Source organism: Streptomyces sp. NPDC060035 (assembly GCF_042736635.1).
GTDB lineage: Bacteria > Actinomycetota > Actinomycetes > Streptomycetales > Streptomycetaceae > Streptomyces.
Genome location: NZ_JBHWVO010000035.1, coordinates 14,053 through 30,150 on the forward strand (window position 1 = coordinate 14,053; position 16,098 = coordinate 30,150).

Consider the following 16,098-nt stretch of genomic DNA (forward strand, 5'->3'; position numbering starts at 1 on the left):
CAGATCGAGCAGTGCTTCGACGAAGCGGGCCGGAAGTGCGCGTACCCGTTCTCCCTCGAGGGACGCCTCAGGCGCGATCCGCCTGGGGCCGAATGAGCACGGACTCCTTCTACGCGTCGGCCGTCGACGCCCGTACCAGGGCGCGCCCGACCCGTGCGCAGGCCTCCACGGGCCTGGTCGCCGGCGGGTGTCGCGTCGCCGGCTTGCTACGGAGTTCTGTGGTGACTGCCGGCCGACGGCGCTCGCCGTCGGCGGCACCGCGGTCCTTGCGATCCGCGCATCGACCGCGCGGCTGACCTCGCCGGTCCACCAGGTCAACCGGCTCCGCGCGCTGCTGCTGAGGCCCCGCGGACGGGACGGAGCCGTTCCGGTGTCCGGACGACCGGGACGGCCCCGCGGGTGAGGCGGGTGAGGCGGGTGAGGCGGGTGAGGAACTGTGTCAGAACCGCTGATCTGTGACGCACGGTGACAAGGGAAAGTGCCTCAACGGCGGGCTGTCTGACTAAGGTTGGTCCGCATGGCCCACACAGAGATCGAGATCACAGCGGAACTGGTCCGGGACCTGCTGCGCGACCAGCACCCTGACCTGGCCGATCACCCCGTGAAGCTCGGCGCGCGTGGTTGGGACAACCAGCTGTGGCGGCTCGGCGACGACCTCGCCGTTCGGTTGCCCTGGGCGACGCAGTCCGCGGACGCTCTGCTGCGCAAGGAGCATGCGTGGCTGCCCGCCCTCGCCCCGTACCTTCCCCTGCCGGTCCCCGTCCCGCAGCGCCTCGGTGAGCCCTCCGAGCGGTTTCCGCGGCCCTGGATCGTCACCACCTGGGTGCCGGGCGAGCAGGCCGACCGCGCCCCCGCCACGCGCGCTGCGGAGGCGGCCGACACCTTGGCCGCCTTCCTGACAGCTCTTCACCGACCCGCTCCCACCGGGGCGCCCGCCGGTCGTGGCCGCGGGGGGCCGCTGGCCGGCCACGCCGAGCAGTTCGCCGAGCAGCTCGCCTCGGCCACCGAGCTGGGGCTGATCCCCGACCCGGACGCCGTCCGCGCGGTCTGGGAGGACGCCGCCGCCGCGCCCGACTGGGCGGGCCCGGCACTGTGGCTCCATGGCGACCTGCATCCGGCCAACGTTCTCACCGCGGACGGCACCTTCTGCGGCGTGATCGACTTCGGTGACCTCTTCGCGGGCGATCCAGCCTGCGACCTCGCCGCCCCTTGGGTACTGCTGCCGGACGGCGCCGCCGACCGCTTCTACGAGGCCTACCGGCCGACCCCGGACGCCGCGACCTTGCGTCGCGCCCGCGGCTGGGCGGTTCTGCGCGCCCTCGCCTGCATCTTCATCGGAGATGCCGGCGTCAACGGCCGCCCCGGCGGCAAGGCCACCTGGGGCCCACCCGCCCACGCCACGCTGCGACGCCTCATCGCGGCCGCCCGCCGCTGATGGATGAGGCTGGTCACCCGTTGGCGGAGCTCTACGCTCTCGTGCCGCTCGATGAGAGCCATGCGGTGGCCACCGGCCTCGGCAGCGAGGGCGACGACGGTGACGACCGGCTTCCTCCCCGGTTCCCTCGGAGCGGTCCGCGAGGTCCGTGCCGATTCCCGGAGGCCCGGTCCGACGGGTGCACGGATGCGGCACAGTCGTGCCGGCTGCGGCCCCAGGATTCCTCGTGCACAGGCGCGTACCAGTTACTCGCCCGTCTCGGCGCCGGCGGAATGGGACAGCCCGCCGTACGCCGTCCCGGCTTCAGCCGGCGCGGAAGCTGCGCAGGCGCAGGCTGTTGCCGACGACGAAGACGGAGGAGAAGGCCATGGCCGCTCCGGCGATCATCGGGTTGAGCAGACCGGCCGCGGCGAGCGGCAGGGCCGCCACGTTGTAGGCGAAGGCCCAGAAGAGGTTCGAGCGGATCGTGCCGAGCGTCTTGCGGGAGAGCCGGATCGCGTCGGCCGCGGCCCGTAGGTCTCCACGTACGAGGGTCAGGTCGCCGGCCTCGATGGCGGCGTCGGTGCCGGTGCCCATCGCGAGCCCGAGGTCGGCCTGGGCGAGTGCGGCCGCGTCGTTGACACCGTCACCGACCATGGCGACGCTGCGGCCCTCCGCCTGGAGCTTCTTGACGACGGCCACCTTCTCCTGCGGCATGACCCCGGAGATGACTTCGTCGATGCCGACCTCGGCGGCCACGGAATCGGCAACCGCCTTGTTGTCGCCGGTCAGAAGGATCGGGGTCAGACCCAGTCCGCGCAGCCGCCGGATCGCCTCCGGGCTGGTCTCCTTGACCGCGTCGGCCACCTCCAGGACCGCACGTGCCTCGCCGTCCCAGGCGACCACGACGGCGGTCCTCCCGGCCCTCTCGGCGTCGTCCTTGGCACTCCTGAGCTGCTCCGGCAGTTCCATGGCCCACTCGGTGAGCAGCTGTTCCCGGCCGACGAGGACGGCGTGGCCCTCGACGATGCCCTGGACGCCGAGGCCGGGGATGCCGGCGAAGTCCTCGGGGGCGGGCAGGGCACCGGCCTTCGCCGCCGCTCCGGTGGCGACCGCCCGGGCGATCGGGTGCTCGGAGGAGTGCTCCAGTGCGCCCGCGAGACGCAGGACCTCCTCCTCGTCCGTGTCCCCGACGGTGTGCACCCTGACCAGGGTCATCCGGCCGGTGGTGACGGTACCGGTCTTGTCCAGGACGATGGTGTCCACCTTGCGGGTGGACTCCAGAACCTCCGGGCCCTTGATGAGGATGCCGAGCTGGGCGCCGCGGCCGGTGCCGACCATGAGGGCGGTCGGGGTGGCCAGGCCGAGTGCGCAGGGGCAGGCGATGACCAGTACGGCGACGGCGGCGGTGAACGAGGCCGTGAGGCCGGCGCTGTTGCCGAGCCAGAAGCCGAGTGTGGCGAGCGCGAGCCCGATGACGACCGGCACGAACACCGCGGAGATCCTGTCGGCGAGGCGCTGGGCAGCGGCCTTGCCGTTCTGCGCGTCCTCGACGAGCGCGGCCATGCGGGCGAGCTGGGTGTCGGCACCGATCCGGGTGGCCTCGACGACCAACCGGCCCCCGGCGTTCAGCGTCGCCCCGGTGACGGTGTCGCCGACGGACTTCTCGACGGGTACGGACTCCCCCGTGAGCATCGACGCGTCCACCGCGGAGGAGCCCTCGACAACGGTGCCGTCGGTGGCGATCTTCTCTCCGGGACGGACCAGGAAGCGGTCACCCACCCGCAGGTCCGCGGTGGGCACGGTGACTTCGAGTCCGCCGCGCAGGACGGTCACCTCCTTGGCCCCGAGCTCCAGGAGAGCCTTGAGGGCGGCACCTGCCTTGCGCTTGGAGCGGGCCTCGAAGTACCGGCCGGCCAGGATGAAGGCCGTGACACCCGCCGCGGCCTCCAGATAGATGTTCCCCGAGCCGTCGCTGCGGGCGATCGTGAACTCGAAAGGGTGTGTCATGCCCGGTGTGCCGGCCGTACCGAGGAAGAGCGCCCACAGTGACCACAGGAACGCGGCGGTCGTACCGACCGAGATCAGGGTGTCCATGGTGGCCGCGCCGTGCCGGGCGTTGGTGAAGGCGGCGCGGTGGAAGGGCCAGGCCGCATACGTGACAACGGGCGCGGCAAGGGTGAGCGAGAGCCACTGCCAGTACTCGATCTGCAGGGCCGGGATCATCGCCATCGCGATGACGGGAACGGCGAGAACGACTGCGGTGACCAGCCGCTGTCGCAGCGGCCGCAGCTCGTTGCCGGCACGCTCGTCGTCGCTCGGGCCGGTCGCCGCACCTTCGCCGTCGGCGGCCCGGAGCGGGGCAGGTTCCCGGGCGGAGTAGCCGGTCGCCTCGACGGTGGCGATCAGGTCCTCGACCGAGATGTCGTCGGCGTAGGTGACCTTGGCCTTCTCGGTGGCGTAGTTGACGGTGGCTTCGACCCCGCCCATGCGATTGAGCTTCTTCTCGATGCGGGCAGCGCACGAGGCGCAGGTCATGCCGCCGATGGCGAGCTCTACCTGGGCGGCGCCCGGAGTCCTGGTGGTCATGTCCTGCTCCTCGTTCGGCGGGAGTGGGGCCGGGACCCGGACCGGAAGGACGGGCCCCGACGGCGGCCGTGGACGGTTCACGCCGGTCGGACGCGGCCGGTCGGCTCATCACCGGCGGCGCCGAGGTCTGCGGCGATCGCTGCGTCGTCCGGTTGTCCACCGGTGGTGACGGTGACCAGGCCATCGGCCACGTCGACGTCCACGGACACGACCTCGTCCGGCCCCGGCGTTCCGACCGGCTTCGTGACGGCCGTCACGCGGTGGCCGCAGACCGTGCCGGACACGCGGTAGACGGTGGCCGTGGTGCCCGCGGCGGCGGTCGTGGTGATGTCGGTGCCGGCCGGGCGGAGGGCGGCCGAAGTGACCGAGAACATTGATGCCTCCTTGAAGCCGCATACCCCTACCGGGTATCTTCTCCTTCTCCAGATATACCCCCCTCCCGTATATTCTGCAAGCCCGGCCGTGCAGGGCGTTGCACATACCCCAGGGGGGTATACCCTGATGAAGGTGGGCCCGTCCTCGAGCCCGCCCGGACAAGAAGGAGCAGCCCCCATGAACACCGCCGGGAAGATCACGTCCTTCACCGCAGCGCTCGCGGTGTCCTTCGGTGCCGCCTACGGCCTCGGCACGGCTGTCGGCCCCCTCGGCGGCACCGAACCTGCTCCCCGGGCCGACCACGTGAACAGCGCGGCATCGGAGGGAGGAGGTGACGGCGACGACCACGCGGAATCACCGGCCGGAGGGCTCCAGATCTCCGAGGCCGGTTACACCCTCGATCTCTTGACCCCACACCTGAAGGCGGCGCAGGAGAGCGAACTGCGCTTCGCCGTACGCGACGGGTCCGGCCGGCCGGTCACCGCGTACCAGCGCGAGCACGACAAGGAGCTCCACCTCATCCTCGCCTCACGCGACCTGGCCACCTATCGGCACCTGCACCCCACCCGGGCCGCCGACGGCACTTGGAGCACCCCCGTCGCCCTGCCCGCCGCCGGTGACTACCGGGTCTTCGCGGACTTCGTCCCGGGCGCGAAGAACGCCCCCGACGTCACCCTCGGCGCCGACCTCGCCGTAGCGGGCACCTACAAGCCGGCCGAACTCGCCAAGCCGTCCCGCACCGCAACGGTCGACGGATACACCGTGACCCTGAACGGGGAACTTCGCCCGGGCGCCGCGGAGGCCCTCACGTTCGACGTCAGCAGGGCCGGCCGGCCGGTCACCGACCTCCAGCCCTACCTCGGCGCCTACGGACACCTCGTCGCCCTGCGCGCCGGTGACCTCGCCTACCTGCACGTCCACCCCGACGGGGAGCCCGGCGACGACAGCACCGAGTCCGGTCCGGGAGTCTCCTTCACCTCGACCGCCCCCAGCTCCGGGACCTACCGGCTCTTCCTGGACTTCAAGCACAACGACACCGTCCGCACCGCGGCCTTCACCGTTCGGGCCGGAACGTCTGCGACTGCTCCCCAGCCGGCCGGGTCCACCTCCGGGCACGAGGACGGCGGCCACGGACACTGAGTCCGTCCATGACGCCGGCGACGTCGGCCAGCCCGGCCACCGGTCCGCCGGCTGCTTCGACGACGGCGTCGTCGGTGCTCCTCAGCGGTTTCCGTACGGTGGCCGCGGGTGAGTCCCTCCTCTCCCCCACGGCGACCCGTGCCCTCATCTCACGTTTCCTGGCCACGCCGGAGCCCGAAGCCCGGCTCGTGCCCCCGGAGCGGGTGAACGCCCTCACCGCCCGCGAGAGGGAGGTGATGGCACTGGCCGCGCACGGTAGGTCCAACACCGAGATCGCCGAGGAACTCGTCGTCAGTCCACTGACCGTACGCAGCCACGTCCAGCGCGCGATGGCCAAACTCAATGCCCACGACCGCGCACAACTCGTCGTGATCGCCTATCAGAGCGGCCTCGTGCAGACCCGGCCTCCCGGCCGGCCCTCATGATCCCGGCAGCATCCTTCGCTCCGCGGACCCGAGGAAATGCGGCCCAGGGCCAGTTCGGTGCAGCACGTCCTCGATGAGTCGGCGGCTCCTGCGGCGCCGGCCCTCCGCACACCTGGACGTCGGCGGGAGTCGCGTCGCTCAGGATGCGTGCCCCTGTCCGCGTTCCGTGAGGGCGTTCACCGGTGGTCGCGCAGGTGTGCGCGCAGCAGGTTGGGGTCGGTGGCCGTGGTGTAGGCGGCGCTGAGCACGTACACGTCCGTGCCGCGCAGCGCGACGGAGGTCGGGTTCTGCAGTCCGTCGGTCGCGTCCAGGACGGTGACGCTGGTGCCGTCGGAACGGATGCGCACCACCGTGTTGGGTGCGTTGAGTGCAGCAAGTACCTCGTTGCCGCGGCCGGTGAAGGTGAAATCGTCGATGCCGGTCATGCCCGACGCCTTGACCTGCGGCGCTCCCGCACGGTTTCCGGAGCGGATCGGTAGGCGCAGGAGGGTGCCCCGGTCGAGGTTGCTCACCCACAGCGCGCCGCCGCGTATCTTCGCGCCGTTGGCTCCGAGGAAGCCGGCCGGGGCGAGTTCGGGTGCGGTGGACCATGCGGTGGGTGTGCCGCCGGTGGTGGGGACGGTCCATACGGTGCCGAGCACCGAGTCCGTGATGTAGAGCCTCTCGTTGCGCGCGTCCAGTGCCAGCCCGTTGGGCAGGCCGTCGGCGGGCAGCGCGGTGATGCGCTGCGGGGCCTGCCCGGGGCGCAGCCGCCACAGCCCCGTCAGGTCGGCGGTGCCGGTCGCGTACAGCACGTACACGGTGCCGTCCGGGGTGTGGGCGATGCCGGTGGTCAGGGGGAACCCGAGGACCGGCGTATGGACGCCGCCGTCGACGGGCGCGGGCAGCGTCGCCAGGATGCGCGTGGTGCCCCTGGGGCTGACCAGAGCCACCTGGCGGCCGGCGGCGAAGGTGACGGCAGCCGTGCCGTCGGGCAGCACGGTGATGTTCTCCGGCATCTGGCCTGCGGACAGGTCGAAGTGGGTGGCGACCCGCACGTCTGTGAGGGGCCCCCTGCCGTGCACCGCGTTGGCCGGCGCAGCCGCCATGAGGGTGGCCGTGGCCATCAGGACGGCCGATATGGTGATCTTGACGCTTCGCTCGGACATGGTTCCTTCACTGGTTTCGGGCATGCGGCAGCCGCGGTGCGGCGCCGTGGCCGAGTGGGTTCTCCGGAGGCGCCGGCCGTGATGGTGCTGCCGGCAGAAGGGCTCGGGTCAGGTGGTGCGGGTTTCGGTGCGCGCGCAGGAGGGCGTGCGGATGCCTGCGAGCATCGGGGGCTCCCCCTGCCGCAGCCCCGGCACCCGGCGCCGCCCACCGCAGGTCGTCAACCCGGCGCCCACGGGAAGAAGTTGGCCGCGGAGCGCCTGGAGTACATCGGCGAGTCGCCCGTGCTTGTTCATGGAACCGAGTATGCGTACGGCCGACGGTCCGCGCCTCACCCCGCTGGGGTGGGGATCCGCAGAGCCCCCTTGCCCGGCTCCTCCAACACGTGACGCGGCGCCTGCCCGATGGGCCGTTCCGGCGCTCACCCCGGATCCCGATGGGCCGTTCCGGTGCTCACGCCGGATCCGGTCTTCCCCGATCCGGCTTCACGGGGGCCGTGAGGGGGCGTCAGTCCCAGCGGTCCTGGTTGATGAAGCGGCTGAAGCCCCGCCAGGAGTTGGGTCCCATCACACCGTCGATGGGCCCGGTGTAGCCGTGGGCGGCGGCCAGCCGTTGGACCGCGGACCAGGAGTTGGGTCCCATCACGCCGTCGATGGGTCCGGTGTAACCCCAGGTGCCCATGTTCCGCTGGAGCGCCGCGTACGTGTTGGTTCCCGGAACCCCGTCGATCGGGCCGGTGTAACCGGACTCGATCCGCAGCCAGTTCTGCGTCCGCTTCCACATGACAGAACCCGGAATGCCGTCCTGCTCGGTCGTCGACTTGGGCAGCCGGTCCTCTCCAGGTGGTGGGTCGGCCGCCTCGGTGAGGTCGAATGCCCAGAGGCGGGCGAGGTTGAGGTCGACGGGAGCAACTCCGCCGGCGGAGCCGACGGAGGTGTACTGGTGGGCGGCCCAGTCGGGATACTGGCCGCCGAGGTCGGGCGCGCCGGGCCAGGTGCCGTTGTCGGGCCCCCAGGAGGCCGCCCACAGGTGAGCGCCGGCGGCGATGGTGCGGCTCCAGGTGCCGGCGCGCAGCGCGCCCGTGCTGATGTAGAACCAGGGGACGTAGGTGCCGACCCGCTCCCGTACCCGGTTGAACCAGGTGGACACATCAGTGTCGTTCCACAGCCGGGTGGAATCGTCGAGCACCTCGACGTCCAGTGCGAGCACGTCGCCGACGCGGTAGTCGTGCAGATGGTCCACGAAGTAGTCGGCGGCGGCGGTGGGAGCGAGGAAGTCTCCCGACAGCCAGTAGTGCCCCACCCGTAGACCTGCGGCGCGGGCACCGCCCACATGGCCGGCGTAGGAGGACGTGACGTAGGGGCCCTCGGCGAGCTGGCACCCCCCGGCCTTGGCGATGGAGAAGCTCCGGCCTTCCGTGGCAGCGCGGGCGTAGTCGATGCCGAGCTGGTAGTTCGAGACATCCATGCCCTGCAGGTCGGCAGCCTGAGCGAGGGCCGGGCCGGTGGTGGCCGCAGCGCCGGCGGCCGTGACGATTCCGGCCGGTGCCAGCGCCGTCGCAACGGCGCCACGAATCAGGGTTCTCCTGCGCATGCTTCCTCCGGTGACGGCGGGCCCACAGCAGCAAACGTGGCATGTCCTTATCAACATCTATGCGCGTAGGTTACCGTGGCGCCGCGTTCCTCCGCCAGCTCAAGTCACCGTACTAACAAGGGAGTTGCTGTGTGCGAGAACCACGGGCCCGAAGACGGCCGGAAGGATCGACCACGGCTCGAGATGAGCCGCCGCACGCTGCTGCGCGGCTCGGTCACCACGCTCGGCCTGGCTGCCGGCGGCGTCCTCTTCTCGGGAAGTCCCGCCCTGGCGCTGGACATCTACAACCCGTTCAGCGGCTACCCGATGACCGGCAACTGGCAGGATCACCTCAACAGCGGTTCCCTGGGCGGGCTTGACTACGGCATGGCCGTCGGCACCGCGCTGCCGGCCGCCGGTGCCGGTGTCGTCACCAATATCCCGGACAACGGTACGGGTGGCCACACGGTGACCATTACCCACAGCGACGGGTATCGGACGCAGTACATGCATCTGTCGCAGTTCCTGCTGGCCAACGGCACCTCGGTCGGCAAGGGCGGCACCGTCGGGCTGTCCGGGGGTGCCGTCGGCGCCCCCGGCTCCGGAAGCTCCACCGGACCGCACGTGCACTGGCATCTGATCACCCCGGGCGGCACCCGGGTCAACCCACTGAACTACCTGGGTGGGGGCGGCGGGCTGCCCAAGTCGACGACCGAGCAGGACGGCATTCCGGGTTCTGTCATGTGGAAGCGGACGCAGAACTGGCTGCGGATCGAGTCCGGTTACACCGGCCCGATCGACGGGGTTCCGGGAACCAACACGTACGCGGCGCTCCAGCGGAACATGGGCACCTGGGGTTACACCGGACCCATCGACGGCGTGATGGGACCCAACTCCTGGTCCGCGGTCCAACGGCTGGCCGCCGCCCACGGCTACACCGGGCCCATCGACGGTGTGATGGGACCCAACTCCTGGCGGGGCTTCAGCCGCTTCATCAACCAGGACCGCTGGGACTGACCCACGCGGCCACCAGCCGTGCGGGGCCGGGACGCGACGACCCGCCCTACCGACGGCACAAGAAAATCCCCGGTCCGCAATTGCGGACCGGGGATTTTCTCGCGTATATTGAGTTCTTCTGTGTGCCCACAGAAAAGGCCCCGCACCAGGGGCCTACAAGAAACACCGTATCCGGCAGGGAGCCATTTTGTCAAATCGAGAAAGCGTCGAATTGCAGAAGGAGCAGGAATTCGTCGACCGGCTCCATAACCGTGTCGACGTGCTGCGGGGTGCTGCCTCGAATGCCGTCGAGGGCGCGTTGACTCCGGTCGGGACCGGCCTGCAGGCACGCCTCGAACGCGATGTACGCGTCGCGGAACGCTCAGGTCTGGTGGCTGCCCTCAATACGGTGGACGGTTCGCTGTGTTTCGGCCGCATCGATCTCTCCGACGGCGCCACGCACCATATCGGCCGGATCGGAATCCGCGAGGACGACACCGAACACACGCCGCTGCTGATCGACTGGCGTGCGCCGGTCGCCCGCCCCTTCTACCTCGCCACCGGGCACACACCGATGGGCCTGCGCCGACGCCGGCACCTCACCACCGAAGGCCGCGTCGTCACCGAGTTGCACGACGAGATCCTCGACCTCGGGGACCGGGAGCGCACCGGTTTCGAGGATCCGAGCGGTGACGCCGTGCTGCTCGCCGCAGTGAGCTCCGCCCGCACCGGCCGCATGGGCGACATCGTGCGGACCATCCAGGCGGAACAGGACCGGATCATCCGCGCCCCGCACCGCGGTGTACTCGTCGTCGAGGGTGGCCCGGGCACGGGCAAGACGGCGGTCGCGCTGCACCGGGCGGCCTTCCTTCTGTACGAGCACCGCGAGCTGCTCGCCAAGCGCGCCGTCCTGATCGTCGGTCCCAACCCCGCCTTCCTGCGCTACATCGGCGAGGTGCTGCCTGCGCTCGGGGAGACCGGTGTCCTGCTCGCCACACAGGCCGAGCTCTTCCCCGGCGTCCACGCGCGCGGCACCGACGCGCCCCGCGCCGCCGCCGTCAAGGGCGGCGAGCCGATGGCCGAGGCCCTCGCCCTGGCCGTCCGTGACCGGCAGCGGCTGCCCGAGCCCGGTGCCCCGCTGGTCATCCCGAACGACGACGGGGACCTCGTCCTCGACTGGGAGATCGCCTACGAGGCCCGGCAAGCGGCCCGCGACACCCGCCTGCCGCACAACCTCGCCCGCCCGCACTTCGCCTTCCGGATCATCGACGCCCTCACCGCGCAGCTCGGCGAGCGCCTCGGTGCGGACCCGTACGGTGGCCCCAACTTCCTCGGCCCGGACGACATCGCCCAGTTGGGCAAGAGCGTCGCGGTCAGCGAGGAGGTGCACGCTGCCGTCGACGAGCTGTGGCCGGTACTCACCCCCGAGGGGTTCCTGGCGGACTATCTGGCCGAGCCCGTGTACGTACCGGACGAGGACGCCGCCGCCATCCGGCGCGCGCCCGGCGGCGGGGAGTGGACCCCCGCCGACGTCCCGCTGCTCGACGAAGCGGCCGAACTGCTCGGAGCCGACGACAGCGCCGAGCGGGCCGCCGCCGAGGCCGGGCGCCAGGAGCGGATCGCATACGCGCAGGGCGTCCTGGAAATGTCGCGGGGCTCGGAGACGTACGAGTTCGAGGACGAGGAGGAGTCCGAGATACTCGCCGCCCACGACATCATCGACGCCGAGAGGATGGCGGAACGGCAGGAGGAAGCCGACCACCGCAGCGCGGCCGAGCGCGCCGCCGCCGACCGGACCTGGGCGTTCGGGCACATCATCGTCGACGAGGCGCAGGAGCTGTCACCCATGGTGTGGCGGCTGCTGATGCGCCGTTCGCCGACCCGCTCACTGACCCTCGTCGGTGACCCGGCGCAGACCTCCGAGGAAGCCGGGGCCGGCTCCTGGGACAAGATCCTGCAGCCGTACGTCGGTGATCGCTACGAGCACGTCCGGCTCGGGGTCAACTACCGTACGCCCGCCGAGATCATGGAGTTGGCCGCCAGGGTCGTACGGGCCGAGGACCCGTCCTTCGAGCCGCCCGGTTCCGTGCGGTCCACCGGCGAGACGCCGTGGACGCGGAACTCCGGCGAGGATCTGGCGGGCGCGGTGGCACAGGCGGTCAGGGAACTGACGCCCGAGGAGGGACGCCTCGCGGTGATCGCACCGGGCGCCCTCCACGAGGAGATCGCCGCCCCGCTGGACGGTGTCACGGCCGGCGCGGAGCCCGATCTCACCCGCCCGGTGGTGCTGCTCGACCCGCGCCAGGCCAAGGGGCTCGAATTCGACCATGTGCTGGTCGTGGAGCCCGCCCGGTACGGGACCAGCGACCTGTACGTTGCGCTGACCCGCGCAACGCAGCGCCTGGGCATCGTCCACCGGGAGGAACTGCCGGCGGCGCTGCGCTGACGGCGCCGGGGTACGTCGCCCAGCGGCCGCGGGTGCCGCCGTTCCGTGTACCGCTGTCGGGCCGGACGTACCGGCCTCCCGCCGACTCGGCACCGGCCCGCATGACCGAATCGGCGAGCCGGTGATGCGGACTCCGGACACGAATGGGTAATGGACGGGGAATGAGGCCCGCACCACCCGAACCGATCCCCATCGTGGGCAGGGAAGGGAGACGTTCACAGTGACACGTGAGCGCCTTTCCCGGCGGCGTGAGCTTTACGCAGCGCGCACTCGCCCTGCGTCACTCCGCCCCACGGGCTCGATGATCACGTCGGCTCCTCCAGCGACGCCCGGCCCCGGCCGGCGCGCTCCCGACTGCGCGACGGCCGGGGCCGGGTCATGTCCGGCCCCAGGACCGGATCTACTTCCGGGCGGACGCCGTACCGGCGCTGCCGTTGATGACGAACTGTGATCCGGGTTCGACCACGACGTCACCGTCGGCCGAACCGGTGATGGTGACACCGGTCAGGGTCGCACTGCCCCGAGCACCTCCATGGGCCAGGATTCCGGACCCGTTGACGGAATTGTCGATGCGGACGTTCGAGATCTGCGCTCCGGGCACGGAACCGCCGCCCGACTTGAACTGGATCCCGTCGTAGGTCGAGTCATGGATGTCGGTGTCGCGGATCGTGACACCGGGGATGTCCTGACCGGCCGCGAACAGCGTGATGGCACCGAACTCCTGGGCCTCGCCCCAGAATGCCCCGCCCGTGCGGTGGAGCGCGTTGTTGGCGATCAGGGTCTGCCCGGAGAAGGGCAGCGGGTCGTGGTCCGTCGCCAGCATGATGCCGGGGTAGTTCATCGTGTCGGAGATGATGTTGTTCTCGATCGTGTTGCCGTAACCGCCGTAGACGGCGATGCCGTTGGCCCGCCAGGGCAACTGGATCGTGTTGTTGCGGAAGTGGTTGTCGTGGCCGATGTCCACCGACGGATTCTTCACGTACTTGCTCGACCACACGGCCAGCGCGTCGTCGCCGGTGTTCCTGAAGGAGGAGTTGAACACCGTCGAATTTCTGGTCCCGTTCGCGAAGTTGATGCCGTCCGCGTAGGTGTTGCGAATCCGCATGCCCGTGAACTCGACGCCCTCACCGGGTCCCCAGAGGTCCGGAATGTTGTCGTAGTCACGGCCGACCCACACGCCCACGTTCGCGTGCTCCAGCCACACATTGGTGATCTCGGTGTCGTCGCCGAAGCGTCCGTTCAGACCCACTCCGCCCTCGGCGTTGCCGTCCCCGCCCCGGATGGTCCCTGAGCCGAAGATCGCCAGGTCCGAGATCTTCGTGTTGTCGTCGATGTCGAACCCGAAGTTCCCCTCGTGCGGGTGGTTGATGCCGCCCGCGTTTTGGGGCTGGGTGAGGGTGTACAGCTGCGAGTGCCACATGCCCGCGCCGCGGATCGTGACGTCCCTGATGCCGACCTGGTTGAACTGGCCCCGGTTCAGCGGGTCGTCGGTCAGGATCTTCTGCTCCTGCCGCCACTGACCCTGCGGAACCCACACGCAGCCGATGGCACCGTTCTGGTCGGCCGTCACTGCCCGCTGGATGGCGTCCGTGTCGTCGATTCCGTCGTTCGGGACGGCTCCGTAGGTGGTGATCGAGGTGCATCCGGCCGGCTGGGCGGCGGGCGGCGCCACCTGCTCCAGGTCGACGAGGTCGATGATGTAGAAGGAGGCCGAGTCGCCCGCGTCGCGCTGGAGACGGAACTTCGTACCGGCGGGGTAGGTCTGGCCGAGCAGGGCATTGGTCTCGTCGAACAGCCTGCGGGCGTCCGCCTGTGGCTGGTTGGTCAGGCCTTCCGGACTGTCCGTGTCACCGTAGAGCCAGCTGTGCTTGGAGGAGAGTGTCAGCTTCCGGGCGAAGGTGTCGTTGACGTACAGGCTGATCGTCGCCTCCGTCCCGACGCCCCCGGGGGCGTCGGGGATGGAGTTGCGGACCACGATCGAGTTCGACGGTACGGTCGAGGTGACCTCGACGTACTGGCCGGTGGAGCTCAGCCGCACGGACTCGCGGCCCGAGGACTCGGTGGCGAAGTTGGTGTGTCCGAAGGTGCGCTCCTGGTCCGACTTCAGCAACGTGCCCTGATAGTCGGCCTGTTCCGCCTCGTACTCGGTATAGGGGACCGCAGCCCCGCGGCCGACCACGATGGCGCGCGAGAAGACGTTGTTGTTCTCGTTGGTCTCGGTGAGGACTCCGGTCGCGTCCGCGGTGGCGGTCAGGTTGGCCCCACCGCTCCTCGCGGTCCAGCTCCCGCCGATGGGCACGGCGACCGTGCCTCCGGCGGGAATGGCCCCGGTCGTGCCGTTCAGCGTGGTGCTCTCCACGAGGAGACGGGTGACCGTCGAGGAACTCACGGCTGTGGTACCGCGGTTGTGTACGGATACGGTGAAGGTGACGGCGGCGCCCACCGCGGGATTCGACGGGCTGGACGTGATGCCGAGCACCTCGAGGTCGGGGCCGGGGCTCTGACCGACCACGAGCTTCGACGAGGCGGTGCGGCTGTTGTTGCTGTTGTCCTGCTCGACGATCGTGTCGGTCGGGTCGACCACCGCCGAGACGCTGTACGCGCCCATCACCCGCTTACCGACGTCGACCGGCACCGTGGCCGAGGCTCCGGCGGCGAGACCGCTCACGGGTGCGCTGCCGGCGACCAGGCCCTCCAGGCTGACGTCGACCGTCGTCGCGGCGGCCGGCGCCGTACCCGTGTTGCGCACTGTGGCGTTGACGGTGACGTCGTCCTTCTCGGACGGCGTGGCGGGCGACCACGTCAGCTCGGAGACGGTCAGGTCGGGGTTGGGCGCGGCGGTCCCGACGACCTGGATCTCGGCGACCTGGGCACCGGGAGCACCAGTGTTGGAGAAGAACCTGAGCTGTACGTCCGCGTGCCGCCCGCTGACCGGGATGGTCACCGTGTTCTGGTTGCCGGAAGGATTGAACGCGTAGTCGGCCCGGTCCTTCAGCGAAGTGAATCCTGTGGCGGACTGGGCACGGCCGAGCACCTGGACACTCTGTGTGCGGGTCGCCCATGCCTGGTCCGGGGAGAGCTTGACCACGACGGCCTCGATGTCGGCGTCGGCACCGAGCTTCACCGTCAGCGACGAGGGGTACCCGTTCGACTCCCAGTACGTGTCGAGCTTGTCGTCATTGGCGTTGGCCCCCACATAGGTCTGCACGAACGACGACGCCTCGATCGGCTTGTTCAGCGCCAGGTTGGAGCCGTCCGAGGACGGCGGAGCCGAATCGTCCTCTCCGGAGACCTCCACCTGGGAGAGCTGCGCGGCGTTCCAGCCGGTGTTGGCGGTCACCTGCACACGGATGTACCGCGCCTGCTTCGCGGGGAAGCCGATGGTGACGGTGTTTCCCGCCGACGGACTGAACACCCGGGCGGCCGACGCGGACAGGGTGCTGAAGCTGCTCCCGTCCGTGCTGCCCTGGACGCCGAGCGTCTGGGTCCGCGCCTCCCACGTGGTCGGCAGCTTCAGCACCACCTGGTCGACGTCGAACCGGCTGCCGAGATCGATCTGGACCCACTGCGGAAACGTGCCGGGACTCTCCCAGTACGTCTGCTGGCTGCCGTCGGTGACGTTCGACGCCGAGTAGGCGCCGTGCGACCCGCTGGTCGTCGCCTGCTTACCGAGAGCCACGTCGGGGCTCTGGACGGCCGCCGACGCGGCGACCGGCAGGAGCCCGACGGTCATCAGTGCGGCCGTCACCGCACCGACGGCGAACCGCCGTCCGAGTTTGTTCCATCTCATGCTGTCCTCAGTTCCGTGAGCTGCGGGACCGGGAGGGCACGGCAACGCGTCGCCGACCTCACGACGCGCACTGCGTCACGCGGTCGGCGAAGGCCGGGTGCGGGCTACCGGTGCACCGATGGGGGGACGATCGGGGACGCCAGCAGGAGGGAAAGCAGACCACCCGCCGGAAACTCGCGCTCATTGCTTAGGATTTTGAGTGATC

Annotated in this window: 10 protein-coding genes and 1 pseudogene; 5 read left to right on the forward strand and 6 right to left on the reverse strand. The window is 70.4% G+C overall.

Features of this window, described 5'->3' with window-relative positions:
- Positions 1-517 precede the first annotated feature (517 nt).
- Positions 518-1,435 carry an aminoglycoside phosphotransferase family protein gene (locus ACFWBQ_RS34260; RefSeq protein WP_385506381.1) on the forward strand — a complete coding sequence of 306 codons (918 nt, stop codon included), beginning with the start codon at positions 518-520 and terminating at the stop codon, positions 1,433-1,435.
- Positions 1,436-1,738: 303 nt separating this feature from the next.
- Here ACFWBQ_RS34260 and ACFWBQ_RS34265 read toward each other — a convergent pair whose 3' ends face one another.
- Together ACFWBQ_RS34265 and ACFWBQ_RS34270 are read right to left on the reverse strand one after the other, a co-directional pair.
- The gene (locus tag ACFWBQ_RS34265) at positions 1,739-4,003 is read right to left on the reverse strand and encodes a heavy metal translocating P-type ATPase (protein ID WP_385506384.1); all 2,265 of its coding nucleotides are present in this window, start codon (positions 4,001-4,003) and stop codon (positions 1,739-1,741) included.
- A 77-nt stretch (positions 4,004-4,080) separates the two neighbouring features.
- Positions 4,081-4,377 (reverse strand): copper-binding protein, encoded by a 297-nt coding sequence (locus tag ACFWBQ_RS34270; RefSeq protein WP_385506386.1) that lies wholly within the window; start codon positions 4,375-4,377, stop codon positions 4,081-4,083.
- A 178-nt stretch (positions 4,378-4,555) separates the two neighbouring features.
- Here ACFWBQ_RS34270 and ACFWBQ_RS34275 point away from each other — a divergent pair, with 178 nt between their 5' ends.
- Together ACFWBQ_RS34275 and ACFWBQ_RS34280 are read left to right on the forward strand one after the other, a co-directional pair.
- A complete protein-coding gene (locus ACFWBQ_RS34275) occupies positions 4,556-5,518 on the forward strand; it encodes a hypothetical protein (protein WP_385506389.1) in 963 nt (320 codons plus the stop codon).
- A gap of 71 nt (positions 5,519-5,589) precedes the next feature.
- Positions 5,590-5,943 (forward strand): annotated as a pseudogene (locus tag ACFWBQ_RS34280) (response regulator transcription factor); the annotation flags it as partial.
- A gap of 176 nt (positions 5,944-6,119) precedes the next feature.
- Here ACFWBQ_RS34280 and ACFWBQ_RS34285 read toward each other — a convergent pair.
- From ACFWBQ_RS34285 to ACFWBQ_RS34295, 3 genes are all read right to left on the reverse strand, one after another.
- Positions 6,120-7,091: a hypothetical protein gene (locus ACFWBQ_RS34285; protein ID WP_385506391.1), complete on the reverse strand. Its 972-nt coding sequence runs from the start codon at positions 7,089-7,091 to the stop codon at positions 6,120-6,122.
- Between the two features lie 108 nt (positions 7,092-7,199).
- Complete coding sequence (locus ACFWBQ_RS34290; RefSeq protein WP_385506393.1) at positions 7,200-7,385, reverse strand: hypothetical protein; 186 nt, start codon at positions 7,383-7,385, stop codon at positions 7,200-7,202.
- A gap of 211 nt (positions 7,386-7,596) precedes the next feature.
- Positions 7,597-8,682 (reverse strand): glycoside hydrolase family 25 protein, encoded by a 1,086-nt coding sequence (locus ACFWBQ_RS34295; protein ID WP_385506395.1) that lies wholly within the window; start codon positions 8,680-8,682, stop codon positions 7,597-7,599.
- 183 nt (positions 8,683-8,865) lie between these two features.
- Between ACFWBQ_RS34295 and ACFWBQ_RS34300 the strand changes: the two genes are divergently transcribed.
- The gene (locus ACFWBQ_RS34300) at positions 8,866-9,678 is read left to right on the forward strand and encodes a M23 family metallopeptidase (RefSeq protein WP_385506397.1); all 813 of its coding nucleotides are present in this window, start codon (positions 8,866-8,868) and stop codon (positions 9,676-9,678) included.
- 211 nt (positions 9,679-9,889) lie between these two features.
- Positions 9,890-12,103 carry a HelD family protein gene (locus ACFWBQ_RS34305; RefSeq protein ID WP_385506455.1) on the forward strand — a complete coding sequence of 738 codons (2,214 nt, stop codon included), beginning with the start codon at positions 9,890-9,892 and terminating at the stop codon, positions 12,101-12,103.
- 400 nt (positions 12,104-12,503) lie between these two features.
- Here ACFWBQ_RS34305 and ACFWBQ_RS34310 read toward each other — a convergent pair whose 3' ends face one another.
- On the reverse strand, positions 12,504-15,893 hold the full coding sequence (locus ACFWBQ_RS34310; protein ID WP_385506399.1) for a CARDB domain-containing protein: 3,390 nt from the start codon (positions 15,891-15,893) through the stop codon (positions 12,504-12,506).
- Positions 15,894-16,098 lie beyond the last annotated feature (205 nt).

Bases quoted from the DNA above. Each gene is read 5' to 3' on its own strand.
- ACFWBQ_RS34260 (WP_385506381.1), top strand. From the start codon at position 518: ATGGCCCACACAGAGATCGAGATCACAGCGGAACTGGTCCGGGACCTG.
- ACFWBQ_RS34265 (WP_385506384.1), bottom strand. From the start codon at position 4,003: ATGACCACCAGGACTCCGGGCGCCGCCCAGGTAGAGCTCGCCATCGGC.
- ACFWBQ_RS34270 (WP_385506386.1), bottom strand. From the start codon at position 4,377: ATGTTCTCGGTCACTTCGGCCGCCCTCCGCCCGGCCGGCACCGACATC.
- ACFWBQ_RS34275 (WP_385506389.1), top strand. From the start codon at position 4,556: ATGAACACCGCCGGGAAGATCACGTCCTTCACCGCAGCGCTCGCGGTG.
- ACFWBQ_RS34285 (WP_385506391.1), bottom strand. From the start codon at position 7,091: ATGTCCGAGCGAAGCGTCAAGATCACCATATCGGCCGTCCTGATGGCC.
- ACFWBQ_RS34290 (WP_385506393.1), bottom strand. From the start codon at position 7,385: ATGAACAAGCACGGGCGACTCGCCGATGTACTCCAGGCGCTCCGCGGC.
- ACFWBQ_RS34295 (WP_385506395.1), bottom strand. From the start codon at position 8,682: ATGCGCAGGAGAACCCTGATTCGTGGCGCCGTTGCGACGGCGCTGGCA.
- ACFWBQ_RS34300 (WP_385506397.1), top strand. From the start codon at position 8,866: ATGAGCCGCCGCACGCTGCTGCGCGGCTCGGTCACCACGCTCGGCCTG.
- ACFWBQ_RS34310 (WP_385506399.1), bottom strand. From the start codon at position 15,893: ATGAGATGGAACAAACTCGGACGGCGGTTCGCCGTCGGTGCGGTGACG.